This is a genomic window from Megasphaera massiliensis (assembly GCF_000455225.1).
Lineage (GTDB): Bacteria > Bacillota > Negativicutes > Veillonellales > Megasphaeraceae > Megasphaera > Megasphaera massiliensis.
On the sequence record NZ_HF954559.1, the window covers coordinates 257,494 to 271,185 of the forward strand.

Annotated in this window: 14 protein-coding genes and 1 other annotated feature; of the genes, 13 read left to right on the forward strand and 1 reads right to left on the reverse strand. The window is 51.1% G+C overall.

Going from position 1 to position 13,692, the window contains the following annotated elements:
* Positions 1–194: 194 nt before the first annotated feature.
* Positions 195–404 (forward strand) — a binding site (T-box leader).
* Positions 405–513: 109 nt separating this feature from the next.
* Positions 514–1,947, forward strand: a complete 1,434-nt coding sequence (locus TX77_RS12735) for a sodium:solute symporter family protein (protein ID WP_044505445.1) — start codon at positions 514–516, stop codon at positions 1,945–1,947.
* 4 nt (positions 1,948–1,951) lie between these two features.
* Here the strand turns inward: TX77_RS12735 and crcB are convergent, their stop codons facing one another.
* Positions 1,952–2,332, reverse strand: a complete 381-nt coding sequence (crcB, locus tag TX77_RS12740) for a fluoride efflux transporter CrcB (RefSeq protein ID WP_044505446.1) — start codon at positions 2,330–2,332, stop codon at positions 1,952–1,954.
* Between the two features lie 253 nt (positions 2,333–2,585).
* Here crcB and TX77_RS12745 point away from each other — a divergent pair, with 253 nt between their 5' ends.
* The 12 genes from TX77_RS12745 (at position 2,586) to TX77_RS12800 (ending at position 13,663) form a co-directional block, all read left to right on the forward strand.
* Positions 2,586–4,313, forward strand: coding sequence for a radical SAM protein (locus tag TX77_RS12745; RefSeq protein ID WP_044505447.1), 1,728 nt, complete (start codon positions 2,586–2,588; stop codon positions 4,311–4,313).
* 1 nt (position 4,314) lies between these two features.
* On the forward strand, positions 4,315–5,121 hold the full coding sequence (pgeF, locus tag TX77_RS12750) for a peptidoglycan editing factor PgeF (protein ID WP_044505448.1): 807 nt from the start codon (positions 4,315–4,317) through the stop codon (positions 5,119–5,121).
* A gap of 116 nt (positions 5,122–5,237) precedes the next feature.
* On the forward strand, positions 5,238–5,921 hold the full coding sequence (locus tag TX77_RS12755) for a YggS family pyridoxal phosphate-dependent enzyme (RefSeq protein WP_044505449.1): 684 nt from the start codon (positions 5,238–5,240) through the stop codon (positions 5,919–5,921).
* A gap of 15 nt (positions 5,922–5,936) precedes the next feature.
* Entirely contained in the window at positions 5,937–6,464 is a 528-nt protein-coding gene (locus TX77_RS12760; RefSeq protein ID WP_044505450.1) for a cell division protein SepF, read from the forward strand.
* A gap of 16 nt (positions 6,465–6,480) precedes the next feature.
* A complete protein-coding gene (locus tag TX77_RS12765; protein WP_044505451.1) occupies positions 6,481–7,266 on the forward strand; it encodes a YlmH family RNA-binding protein in 786 nt (261 codons plus the stop codon).
* Positions 7,267–7,293: 27 nt separating this feature from the next.
* Entirely contained in the window at positions 7,294–7,863 is a 570-nt protein-coding gene (locus tag TX77_RS12770) for a DivIVA domain-containing protein (protein WP_044505452.1), read from the forward strand.
* 85 nt (positions 7,864–7,948) lie between these two features.
* Entirely contained in the window at positions 7,949–8,341 is a 393-nt protein-coding gene (locus TX77_RS12775; RefSeq protein WP_044505453.1) for a hypothetical protein, read from the forward strand.
* On the forward strand, positions 8,341–9,141 hold the full coding sequence (locus tag TX77_RS12780) for a Cof-type HAD-IIB family hydrolase (protein ID WP_044505454.1): 801 nt from the start codon (positions 8,341–8,343) through the stop codon (positions 9,139–9,141). The genes TX77_RS12775 and TX77_RS12780 overlap by 1 nt, the downstream gene beginning before the upstream one ends.
* Before the next feature lie 12 nt (positions 9,142–9,153).
* Positions 9,154–10,068 carry an RNase adapter RapZ gene (gene rapZ, locus TX77_RS12785; protein ID WP_044505455.1) on the forward strand — a complete coding sequence of 305 codons (915 nt, stop codon included), beginning with the start codon at positions 9,154–9,156 and terminating at the stop codon, positions 10,066–10,068.
* 11 nt (positions 10,069–10,079) lie between these two features.
* Positions 10,080–11,426 carry a gluconeogenesis factor YvcK family protein gene (locus TX77_RS12790; protein WP_044505456.1) on the forward strand — a complete coding sequence of 449 codons (1,347 nt, stop codon included), beginning with the start codon at positions 10,080–10,082 and terminating at the stop codon, positions 11,424–11,426.
* A 13-nt stretch (positions 11,427–11,439) separates the two neighbouring features.
* Entirely contained in the window at positions 11,440–12,375 is a 936-nt protein-coding gene (gene whiA / locus TX77_RS12795; protein ID WP_044505457.1) for a DNA-binding protein WhiA, read from the forward strand.
* On the forward strand, positions 12,362–13,663 hold the full coding sequence (locus TX77_RS12800) for a hypothetical protein (RefSeq protein WP_230198152.1): 1,302 nt from the start codon (positions 12,362–12,364) through the stop codon (positions 13,661–13,663). The genes whiA and TX77_RS12800 overlap by 14 nt, the downstream gene beginning before the upstream one ends.
* Positions 13,664–13,692: the final 29 nt, after the last annotated feature.

Here is a 13,692-nt window from a genome sequence, read left to right on the forward strand (position 1 = left end):
CCTGCCTTTAATCGGGAAATTATTCCGCTATCATTATAAGTCGCATAAGAATACAGAAATCGTTTTAATCTTGAAATCGCAGGTATTACCGGATTAGTACGACGTTTTACGTGGTTTTCGTCGGTTTTTATGAAAATATTCTCTTGACTTTCATTTATTTTCCGGTATAATCATTATCAACAATTAATTTCCTGATAACAGTTGTGACGGAAAAAAGTAAGGCCTTTAAACTTTTCAGAGAGTATCCGGGTGGTGTGAGGGTACAGGCGATGAGGTCTGAAGTTCATTCCTGAACTGTACGGCTGAACTGTAGTAGGCTGTACCGGGGCGGCTGCCGTTATACGGCCATGAGTTGATCGATTCAAGATAAATAGGGTGGTACCGCGGATTTTTCCGTCCCTGGGTGCCACCCTTTTTTTGTTCTATCGATAAATTGGGTGGTACCGCGACGTCGTCGTCCCTTTTTAGGGGCGATTTTTTTTTCGGGAAATTAGGAAGAGAGGAGTTTTTATGATGGGAACAACAGGAATTCAAATCGTTATTATTTTAGCTTATATCGGCGTACTTTTCGGCATCAGCTGGTATGTGAAGCGGCGGGCTGCGGATTCTGCCGAAGCCTATGTATTGGCCGGCCGCAAACTTACGACGCCTCTTATTATGGTATCCATCGTCGGCCTTGCCGTCGGCGGTGCCTCGACGATCGGCGTTGCCGAACAGGCTTATAAAGTCGGCTTGTCCGCCGGCTGGTATACGGCAGCCTGGGGGATCGGTGCCATTGTCATGGGATTGACGGTCGCCAAGAAGTATCGCCGTCTCAATATTACGACCGTTCCGGAACTCCTTGAACGGTATTATGACCGCCGCAGCATGGTGGCCGGCATTGCCTGCCAGGTTTTGGTACAGCTCGTCGTCATGAGTCTTCAGTACGTAGCCGGCGGCGCCGTCCTGGCAGCCCTCATGCCGGATATTTTCACGCCGGTTACGGGGATGTTCACCAGTGCCGTCGTATTCATCGGGATTACCCTTATCGGCGGCATGTGGTCGGCCAGTCAGTCTAATATCCTTAACGTAACTTTGCAGTACGTCGGCATTACTGTTGCGGCCTTCCTCATCGTGGCGATGGCCGGCGGCATCGATGTCGTAGCCATCCAAGCACCGTCCATGACGTCCATGGATTTCTTCAGCGGCGTGGGACCGATGACGATTGTCACCTGGATCGTCGTCTTGATTACGGTCAATATTTCCCTTCAGGCCATCATCCAGATTTCGCTGGGTGCCAAAGATGTGCAGACGGCCCGCAAAGGCTTTGTCATCGGCGGCCTGGTCATGCTGCCCGTCGGTTTCGTAGCGGCCTTGCTCGGCGTCATTGCATCAGAAATGTATCCTTCTATTTCACCGACAACGGCCTTGCCGCAGCTCATCATGTCGCTTAATCCTTGGATTGCCGGGATTACCTTGGCTTCTTTGTGGGCCGCTGACGTCAGCACGGCCTGCAATTTGCTCTTATCGGCAGCGACGCTGTATTCTCACGATATTCATAAGCAGTTCATTGATCCGCAGATGTCGGATAAGAAGTACATGGCCGTCACCCGTATTTCGGTACTCCTGTTAGGAATCCTTACGCTGGGCTTTGCCCTTACCATCAGCGGCATCATTTCGACGCTCATGGCAGGCTTGTCACTCATGACCGCTTTTGCCGTCATCGTCCTCATGACGATGTATGCGCCGGCTTACTGCTCGCGCCAGGCGGCCTTCTATACGATCATGGCTTCAATCATCGTCCTCATTGCCTGGATGGTCATTCCCGCGGTTCGGATTCTGCCCCATGTCATTTATGCTGAATGGATCGTTTGCAGTGTGACCTTCTGCGGTATCAGCCTGGTCTCGAAGAAAGCCATTTCAACGGAAGGGCTGGCTGAAAAGGTCAGCGCTCCGGCCCAGCATTAAAGGGCTACTGCCAGAAGGCGTTGCCGACGGCAAATCCGAGCCAGCAGCAGAGGAAGCCGCCGATGACGTTGAGTGAAAAATAGGCCGCTGCCGACATTAGGTCGCCGGTGCGGACGAGGATCAATAGTTCCATGTTGTACGTCGAAAAGGTCGTAAAACCACCGAGGATGCCGGTTACGAAAAAGAGCTTGACCGTCGGCGGGAGATCGGACGTCTGCGTAAAGAATACGAAGAGGAGGCCGATGCAAAAAGACCCGATGGTGTTGGCCAGAATCGTTCCGTAGGGAAGGCTGACGGCTCCGTAACGAGTTGCCAGTTGGGTGATGCCGTAGCGCAGGGCGGAACCGATGCCGCCGCCGAGGGCGATGAAGATAATTTTTTCCATGAGATTCTCCTTATTATCCATTTTATAAAATACACTAATCTATGTCTTTTATAAGATAGCACGATGTTCCCTTTAGAGCAATGTTTGGGATTGACGATTCGATTGGCTGTTGGCTCATTGACACAATCTGTGATACAATATAGGATACCTAAGATGAGAGCCGTCTCCTGCAGGCGACTTGGTGAATCTCGAAGGAGTTGCACGGAAAGCTCCCTTAGCCGGGGAGCTTTTGCCGTATAAAGGGGGAATGTCGATGAGCTGGCAAATAGAGAAGGCACTGGATGAACTGGTGAGTCAGGAAACCGGTGCCGTCGTCTATCCCTTTGGGACGCGGCGGGCTATGGCCATTTGCTATCCCAATACGTATGACGTAGCCATGAGTAATTTGGGGATGCAGATTATTTACCGCGAAGTAAACGGCCGCGAAGACTGGCTCTGTGAGAGAGCCTTCCTGCCCGATAAAGACTTGATGAAAGTCTTTGAAAAAACGGGGGAACCCCTGGTGTCTTTAGAAAACAGACGGCCCCTCTTCGATTTTGAAATTCTGGGTTTTTCCGTCAGTTTTGAAATGGACTATTTCAACGTGCCTTCTATTTTGGAGATGGGGCGTATCCCTGTTTTAGCATCTGATCGCGGAGATGACGATACGCTGGTCGTCATGGGCGGCCCGGTGGCCTTTTTTAATCCCGAACCCTTATCACCCTTTATCGATGTCGTCCTGGTCGGTGAAGGGGAAGGCTTTATTCATGCCTTCCTCGATGCCTATGGAAAAGCAAAGGAGCAGCATTTAGGGCGTCATGACCTCTTGCGCTACTTGGCTCAGCACGTGCCGGGCGTCTATGTACCGTCCTTATACCGACATGAATACGACGAAGACGGCCATCTCCTGCGAATCGTCCCGGAAGAAGGGATTCCGGCGAAGGTGGAACGGCAATGGCGGGAACTGACCCAGCCGGCAGAAACGGTCATTGCCACGCCGAATACGGAATTCGGTGCCATGTATCTCATTGAAATCGCCAGGGGCTGCGGCCGTCACTGCCGCTTCTGTATGGCCGGGTACTGCTACCGCAGACCTCGTGTTCGTCCCTTGGAATACGTCAAATCAGCCGTTCTCCGCGGCAAAGAATTGGGAAAGAAAATCGGCCTCATGGGGGCCGCTATTTCAGATTATCCTTATATTGACGAATTAGTCACCTTTATCCGTAACCAAGGTATGGGCTTTTCCTGTGCCTCTTTGCGGGCCGATTCGATTACACCGACCATTGTAAAAGGACTGGCCGAGAGCGGCCAAAAGACGATTACCCTGGCACCGGAAGCGGGCAGTAAACGGATGCGGGATATCATCAATAAGGGCATCACGGAAGAACATCTGCTGAAATCCATCGACCTTGCAACGGAAGCCGGAATCCGTCACGTGCGCATGTACATCATGGTCGGCCTGCCGATGGAAACCGATGCCGATATTGAAGGCATCGTCGACATGACCCGCCGGGTCCAAGAGCATATGAAGGTCATCGGCAATACGAGCCGTATTACCTTAAGCATCAATCCCTTTATCCCCAAACCGCTGACGCCGTTTCAGTGGATGGCCATGACCGACAAGAAAGTCGTCGAAAAAAGGCTGGCCTTTTTAAAGAAGTCCTTAAAAGATAAACAGATCGAGCTGCTCATCGAGCCCCTACGGTCCGCTTATATCCAAGGCGTCCTGTCCCGCGGCGATCGGCGCGTCGGTCAGGTTCTGGCTAAAGCTTGTGAATACGGCGGCGTCAAGGGCTGGAAAAGAGCAGCGAAAGAGCTTCATTTTAATATTGACGGATTTTTATATGACCAGCGGCCCCTCGATGCGGTCCTTCCTTGGGATACCCTCGATCCCGGGTTGGTACCGACGTATCTGACCGATGAATTAAAGAAGGCTGAAGCCGGCGACTATACCTTGCCGTGTTTTGACGGCTGCCGCCGCTGTCATATTTGTGGAGGCTAAGATGACTAAGTGGGTAGAACATGAAAACGGAATTGGTTGGGAAGAAAGCACGTTATTGGCTGATGCCGGGCTGCGTCACGGTGTGACCGGCCGCAGCGGCGGCGTCAGTGAAGGCCCCTTTCTATCCCTCAATTTAGGCCTTCACGTCGAGGACCGGACGCAGGATGTCCTCGAAAACAGGCGGCGTCTCTGTGCCCTTTTGGGCTGTGACCTGCAGCAGCTGACGACGGCCCGGCAGACCCATGAGGATCATATCGTCGCTGTCGGCCCGACTGAAATCGGCCGCGGTGCCGGAAGCTATGGCGATGCCTTTCCCCATACGGACTCCCTCATGACGAATATTCCCGGCGTGCCGCTCATGATGTGTATTGCCGACTGCGTGCCGGTTATATTGTTTGATCCGGTAAAAAGAGTCTGTGCCGTCGTTCATGATGGTTGGCGAGGGACGGCGCAGAGGCTGGCGGCTAAAACCGTGCTGGCCATGCAGCTGGCCTATGGTTCCAAACCGAAAGATATATTGGCCTATATCGGACCGTCTATTTCAAAAGCGCATTTTGAAGTCAGTGAAGATACCGCTATGACTTTTCGGCATCTGGGGCCGGCTTATGGCGAGTGTGCAGTTCAGCATGAAGGAACCTGGCGAGTCGATTTATGGAAGGCCAATCATCTTCTCTTGACCGATGCCGGCTTAATTCCGGAGCATATCGAGACGACGGAAAGCTGTGTCTTTGACCGCGACGACCGGTTCTTTTCGTATCGCCGTGACGGCGGTCATACAGGCCGCATGGGCGCCTTTGCGATTTTGTAAAAGCAGATGAATAAATTTTTAAATATGACTAGCTTTTATAGGACTAACTATATATAATAAAAGAAGTGTAATGTTTTATAAATACATGTAATTGCATGCACGACGGAGGGATAGGCTTGATTAAGGAAAATCTTGAGGCAGTACACAAGAAAATTGCTGATGCAGCTGCCCGTGTCGGCAGAACTGACAAAATTACGCTTGTTGCAGTGACGAAGAATCATCCCGTAGAGATGATGGAAGAGGCCGCCCGGTGCGGTGTGACCGATGTCGGTGAAAACCGTGTCCAGGAAGCGATGCAAAAATTAGAGGCTTTTCCGGATAATGGATTGACCTGGCATTTAATCGGACATTTACAGACCAATAAGGCGAAACCTGCAGTAGAGCACTTCCATCTGATTCATTCCATTGATTCGGAGCACTTGCTGAAAGCGGTAAATAAGGAAGCCGGCAAGATCGGGAAGGTGCAGGATATCCTTTTACAGGTCAATGTAGCCCGTGAAGAAAGTAAATTTGGAATGGAAGTCGAAGATTTTCCGGCGATTTGTGAACTGGCAAAGGGGTTGGATCACGTCTGTGTTCGGGGGCTGATGTGTATGGCGCCCAATTATGAAAACGTTGAGGACGTACGGCCCATATTCCGCATTGCCCGCGCTTTATATGAAGATATGAAGCCGAAATTTCCGGAAGGCCAGATCCAGTATCTGTCCATGGGGATGACCCATGACTTTGAAATAGCAATTGAAGAAGGCGCCAATGTCGTCCGCGTCGGCACGGCAATCTTTGGGGCACGTAATTACTAAGGAGGAGTATTTACTATGAAGAAGTCAAAGAATATGTGGAATAGATTCGTAAATGTCGTGAGCGGCGTCGGTGGTGTCAATGAAGACGACGAATTTGAAACGGACGAATATGAAGACGAATTGGAATATGAAGAAGAACGCGTACCGCGCCGTACTCCTGCCGTAGCACCGACTCGTACCAGCGTCAACTATACGCCGACTCCGGCCAAACCGCTGCGCATGGTCATCGTCGAACCGGAAACCTTCGATGATTCTCAGAGCATTGCTGATTACATCCGCGACCGTAAACCGGTTGTCATCAACTTTGAAGCGACGCCGGAAGACGTAGCTAAGCGCGTCGTCGACTTCGTCAGCGGCGCTACCTATGCCATCGACGGCAATATTCAGAAGGTCGGCAAGGAAATCTTCCTCTGCGTACCCAGCAATGTTACTGTAGACCATGGGAAACGCGATGACTACAGCGATTTTAATGCCCCGCCTCTTACGTGGAATGCCGGCGGCACGAATAATGACAACAACGGCGGAAATACACCGCTTCGTTAATGATTGAGGGATTGTTTTGAAGAATAGAGATAGAATTATCCGTTATTATCAAGGGACGGATAACGGTGAATTGGCTGCCCGTCTTATTGACTTGGCAGACAGTACAGCCAAGGGACGTCCTTATGCCGTCAGTGAGTTTGTATCACCCGGTGCCGTCCAAATCGGAGAGACCATTCAGGCTCATGTGCCGTCTTTGGTACTTCGCACTTCCGGCGGTTACGAAGGGGCTGAACGAGTCAGATTGGCTTTTGTCAGTGTCGACTATGACGGACCCGTCGATTTTGGAATTACGGCCTGCAAGCTGAGTTGGGATGACCGCTATCGCCTCTTAGGGCATCGCGATGTCCTGGGCTCGCTCATGAGCCTCGGCATCGACCGGGGACGTTTCGGCGACATCATCATGCAGGATGCCGGAGCGGTACTGTTGGCGGAAACTCCGTTGGTCCCTTATTTACAGCAGAACTTTACGAAAATCGCGATGGTACCCGTTGCGATTGAAGAAATATCCCTGAGCGATATTGCGCCGCGTCAGGAAAAAGTGAAAGAAATCAAAACGACGGTGGCCTCGCTTCGCCTGGATGCCATCGTTTCATCGGGGTTTGGCATTTCCCGCACGAAAGCGGCCGATGCGATTAAGGGCGAACGGGTACAGGTCAATTGGCAGCCCGCCAAAGGGCCCAGTCAGGAAGTTCGTCAAGGCGATGTCATTTCTCTCCGCGGCAAAGGGCGGATGGAGCTGGCCGAAATTACCGGAACGTCGCGAAAAGGTCGAACCGGCGTGCTGTTAAAGCGCTATATGTAGTTCCCTTTGTACGGAGGAGATACCACCATGCTTACACCTATGGATATTCATAATAAAGAGTTTAAACGCGGCTTTCGTGGCTACAGCGAGGAAGATGTCGATGCTTTCATGAATAATATTGCCAGCGACTATGAAAAAGTGTACCGGGAGTATTGTGAACTGAAAGAACGCTGTGACAGCCTGCAGGATAAGCTGACACAGTACGAAAAAATGGAAGCAACCATGAACAGTACGCTTATGTTGGCTCAGCAGACGGCTGAAAATGTTAAGGTTTCAGCCCGTAAGGAAGCGGATTTGATTTTACAGGAAGCCGAAAGTAAAAAGCAGAAGATGCTGGATGAAACGATGATGAGCCTGCAGAATTCCCAGCAGGAATGGGAAAAGCTCAAGGCTCAAACGGGAGCATACCGCGCAAAATGTCGGGCTATATTGACCAGCCAGCTGCGGCTGCTCGATGATATGGCGGCTGACGGTGAAGGCAAAGCAACGGATAATATGGCTTCGTCTGTTTCTGTCAGCGAAAAATCGGCTCAGCCGGTCCGCCCCGACCAGGGACGTCAGGATAGCGGCAAAAAAGATGCCCCTAAATCCAAATAATACGTGTTTCATGAATATGCTCTCTTTCAGGTATGACATATGTTAGACCCGGCGGGGAGTATATTTATTTATAGGAGGAACGACGATGAAGAAGCTTTTTTTGTTACTGGCAGCCTGCCTTCTTTTGGGCGTTGTAAGTCCGGCCGGTGCCTATAACCCTTATGCGCCGAATCAATTTGACAGCGTCGACCGGAGTTCTTGGGAATACAAGGCCGTCTACGCTTTGTCTGAAGCCGGGTTGACCGGGGCGCCGATGGAACGGTTCGACCGTTCTTATAACTTGACGCGTTATGAAGTGACGTCTATGATCGCCGTGGCTATGAAGAACCGCAGCAAGGCTACAGAAGCTCAACAGAAATCTATAGACAGACTGGCCAAAAGCTATGCCGATGATTTGCAGTATCTTACGGATACACCCCAAAAAGCGGACGATGCGCCGAAAGGTGTCGCTTTTGACTGGAAGGGAGCTAATAAATAATGGTACCCATTAAGATGATTACAATCGACCTCGACGGGACACTCCTTCGCAGTGACGGTTCCGTTTCGGACCACACCGTAAAAACGCTGCAAAAAGCCCGTCAGAAGGGCGTCATCGTCGCCATTGCTACGGGCCGTATGTACCAGACGGCAAAGGCTTATGGCGAACGGCTGGCTTTAGGCGACAGCCCGATGCTGCTCTTTGCCGGCGGTCTGATTGAAACCTTGGAATCAAAGAAAATCCTCTTTCAGCAGACTATTTCTCAGCAAGATGCCCAGGCGCTGGTCAACTTGGCACGGGAACAGTCCTGGCAGATGCAGACCTATATTGACGACGTACTGCGGGTTGAACTCGATGAACCGTGGGTTCGTGACTATGAACGAATTACCAAAGTCAAGGCCGTCATCTGCGGGGATGAATTTTATCGGGTCCAGGGTGACTGCAATAAACTCCTCAGCCGCGGTGTACATGAAGAGCTCTTAGGCCGCAAGGCTCTTATTGAAAAGACTTTTCCCGGCCGATTTAATATCCTGTTTTCCGATTTGACTTTTTTGGAAATCATGCCCCTTGGCGTCGATAAGGGCCGTGGTATCCGCCGCCTTGGTGAGATCTATCAGATTGAGCCGAAAAACATCATGGCCATCGGCGATTCGCAAAACGATTTGGACATGCTGAAAGCGGCCGGTTTTTCCGTGGCCATGGCTAATGCGGGACAGGAAGTCAAGGATGCAGCTGACTACGTCACCTTGTCGAATGATGAAGACGGCGTAGCCGCTGTCGTCGAGAAATTTGTATTGTAATAGGAGGTTCTTATGGACCATTTTCACTTAATTATCGTCACCGGCATGTCCGGCGCCGGCAAAACCCATGCCGTTCAAGTCTTAGAGGATATCGGCTATTTTTGCATCGACAACATTCCGCCGGTATTGATCCCTAAGTTTGCCGAGTTATGCATCAAAGGCGGTGAAAGGGTGCGCCATGTTGCCCTCATTGCCGATATTCGCGGCGGTGAATTTTTTGATGCCATGAGTCAGTGCCTGAAGGATCTGAAGGATTTGAAAGAAGAAGGAATTTCTTATGAAATCGTCTTTATTGAAGCTTCTGATCAGGCTTTGGTCCGCCGCTATAAAGAAACTCGCCGCGTTCACCCGTTGGCCCCTCACGGCCGCATCAGTCAGGGGATTGCCGAAGAACGAAAACGCCTGGCTTCTTTGCGGAGAAAGGCCGATTTTATTATCGATACGTCTAATTTGCAGCCGAAACAGCTGAAGGAAATCCTGGTGAAGCGCTATGCTATTACAGACAGCAAAAAGAGTATGACTGTCACCGTCGTCTCTTTCGGCTTCAAGCATGGGATGCCCATTGATGCCGATATCGTTGAAGACGTTCGCTTCCTGCCGAACCCTTATTATATTGACGATTTCCGCCATAAGTCGGGCCGCGTTCCCTGCGTGCGGGAGTACGTTGAAAGTTTTCCTATTACCCAAGTATATAAGGAAAAATGGTTCGATATGATTGATTTTCTCCTGCCTAATTACGAACGAGAAGGCAAGAGTCAATTAGTCATTGCCGTCGGCTGTACCGGCGGGATGCACCGCAGTGTCTGCATGGCAGAAGCCATGTACAAACACTTGCGGGACAACGGCGTCGATGTATCCATCGAACACCGCGATATTCAGAAAAACGACGTTGAAGAAGATGCGCCGGGGTACGAAGGCGAAGCCTAGGAGGTACTGTCATGCGTTTTATGAAATGGTTGCATCCGGGACTGCATATTAAGCGCTGGCTCTTCCTTTTCGGGCTGGGCATGATGTTTTCCAGCTTCGGCATTATCCTGACTTTTAACTATCAGTGGTTGGGGGAAGTGGAAGAGTGGGCTTTCCGGTTGCTCTATGAAATGACGGGGCACTATAATTATACGATTTTGGCTAGTTTGGGTATCTTTGTCATTATCGTCGGCATGGCCATTATGGGCTGGGCGACGCGGCGGCTCATACGGACCATGATCGGTGTCGTCATGCCCGGTGAATCGGGAAATTTCAGCGATTTGATTTTTTCTAAATTTCAGCTTTCGAAAGGGCCGAAAGTCGTCGTCATCGGCGGTGGTACGGGTCTGTCCGTCATGCTGCGCGGGCTCAAGTCGAAGACGTATAATCTGACGGCTGTCGTCACCGTTGCCGATGATGGCGGTTCGACCGGGCGGATCCGCGAAGACCTGGATATTATTGCACCCGGTGATTTACGAAACTGTCTGGTTGCCATGGCCGATAAAGAAGGTCTCATGGAACAGCTTTTTGCCCATCGCTTTGGCGGCTCCGGTGACTTAACCGGTCACAGTTTTGGCAACCTCTTTATTGCTGCACTCATCGAGGTCCTTGGCGACGTCGAAGAAGCGATGGATGCGACCAGTAAAATTCTGCGTGTCCGCGGCAAAGTCATTCCGTCATCGGCAGAAAAAATCAGGCTCAATGCCAAGATGACCGATGGGCGCATCATCGAAGGTGAGTCGCAGATTCCTCATGCCCATGGCCGGATCAAGAGCGTCTTTACGACGCCGGAACACCCTAAGGCTATCCGGTCGGCTGTCGACGCTATCAAAGGTGCCGATGCCATTGTTCTGGGGCCGGGGAGCCTCTATACGAGCATCATGCCCAATCTGTGCGTCCCTGATATCATCGAAGCTATCCGAGACAGTAAAGCGCCTAAAATTTATATTTGCAACGTCATGACCCAGAAGGGGGAAACGGATGACTATACCGTCTCCGATCACGTCAAGGCCATCAATAAGCAGGCCGGCGACAAGATCATCGATTTTGTCATTGCCAATAATGGTGACGTCGATCCGGCTGTGCTGCAGCGTTATGTGGCCCACGGTTCTCATCCGGTCATCATTGATAAAAAAGAAATTGGCGAAACCGGCGCTACGCTGATCCTGTCGGATCTCATCAATAAAGAAAACAGTGCGACTCACGATACGAAAAAGCTGGCGAACGTTCTCTTTGATTTGATCAATGCTCTGCGGACCGATTTATCGCCGGAATTACTTCACTATTATCTCAAGCGTTATACCCTTACCCACCGTTAGGAGGCGGCAGCCATTGTCTTTTGCGGAAGAAGTGAAAAATGAGATTGCCCATTATAAACCGGAGAACGCCGCTTGCCGCTTTGCCGAACTGGCAGCCCTCCTTTGCATGGGCGGATCCCTGATTCTCGGCTCTCACGGGATGATTGGTATCGAATTCAGTACGTCTAACAATGCCGTTGCCCGAAAGGTACTGAAGATGTGGATGAAGGCTTTTCCCGTCCGTCCGGAAGTGCGGGTCCGCCAGGGGCTGCGCTTGCGAAAGAAAAATTATTATATCCTGCGTGTCTCACCGTCTCCGGAGAGTACGAGGTTTTTGCGCGACTTGTCCCTCTTTCCGACGGATACGGAATTTTCTGCCATCGACCTGCGTAAGGTTGAGTGTCAGCGTGCCTTTTTGCGAGGCGCCTTTATGGGTGGCGGATCTGTCAATCAACCACAGCGGGACTACCATTTGGAATTGGTAACGGGCAATGCGGCCTTTGCAGAAAAGCTGCTCAAAATCATGCGCCGCTTCCGTTTGCCGGCCAAGATTACCGACCGCAAGGGAGATTATTTGGTCTATATAAAAGAAGGGAACGGCGTGTCCCATTTCCTGCAGTATATCGGGGCGGACCAGGCTTATCTTACCTTTGAAGAAGTTCGTGTCGTAAAGGAGATGCGCAACAACGTCAATCGTGTCGTCAACTGCGAAACGGCGAATCTTCAGAAAACGGTTGATGCCGCTGTTCGCCAGCGCCAGGCTATTACCCGTATTCAGGAATCGGGACTTTATCAGCGTATGTCGGCTAAGCTTCGCGAAGCGGCAGAACTGCGCATGGCCAATCCGGAGGCTTCGATGAGCGAATTGGCGGCTCAGTCAGGATTGACAAAGTCCGGATTAACTCATCGATTCAAAAAAATTGCCGATATAGCAAAACAGATAGAAGGTCAACAACATGATGAACATTAAGAAACTATGTACCTATATTGCCGGTCTTTTGACGGCCTTTATCCCTATGGGGACCCCATTGGCGGCCGGATTTCCGGGAATCGACGATCCCGAAGTCATGAGCCGGGTTGTCGTTCAACCGATGAAGTCCATTTCGATGACGCCGCCTATTGATACGGGGACGCTGCTCTTATCTGACAGCCCGGAATATGCCGAAAACGACGGCATCCTCTATGGGGACATGGTCAGCGGTGATGTACGCCTTTACTTTTATCACGTCAATCAGCAGCCGACAGACCGCAAAATCGTAGCCATGCTGTATAATCCCCATGACTATCCGATTGACGCCTTCCTTCAAGGCTATCAATATACGCGTCCCAGTACCGATTATTATCAGGTCGGCAAGGAACTGTCGACCCTGTATTATGAAGGGAATATGACGGTCAATAAGGTTACTGTACAGCCTCATGATTATGCCTTAGTCGGACAACGGCTCAATGAAGTCGTCGTCCATCCGGATCAGCTCTTTTCAGGCATCATCAACGTCAGCCTTCCGGAACCGATGATTCTGTCGTCCATGATTTTGCCGGTTAAAGAAGATCCGACAGCCTTTGTCCGCAAGCTTCAGTACCTGCCCAGTGACTCCGTCAAACTGCGGGGAACTTTTCACGGCAAAGACCGCTTCATGAGCACCCTTACGCCTTACTCTACGGACAGCGGCATCGGCTACATCCTCTTGGCGGACGGTGTCATGGACCGCTTTCTGCAAGGACGGGACGTTATGGATAACCGCTCGTCGCAAGATACGGGAAACTATGGCCTCGATTACACCATTCATCTGCGTACCCAAGGGACCGGAGACATTCACCTCTATTTTAATCCCCAAGGCGGTGAATATGCCGGTGTTACCGAGCTTATCTACAGCGATCCTCAGCGCGGGGAAGATAAAAAAATCGTGGAATTGCCTCGTCATCGTCATTCTATGGGACTCAATGACCCTTATGCCATGGAATACGTGGATACCTTCCCGGCCGGGACGGATATGACCATTCACATCATGCCGCCAGGCGCGGCCAACTTGCCGGTTCGCTTCCTGGTCGTACCGGATAGTAAGCTTCAGCCTATTCGCGAAGCCGTACAGAGCTCGCGTGAAGCAGAAGAACGGCGGGTTGCCGAAGCCGAATCCAGACGGAAAGCTGCTCGTCGTGATACGACGATTCAGCCTGAAGAACTCCAGTCTGACAATCAGACGCCCTTTACGTCTCTGAAGGACCGCATGGCAAAGCTGCAGCAGCCACAGAAAAAGTAGCATAAGAAACAGCCATCCCGATGGATGGC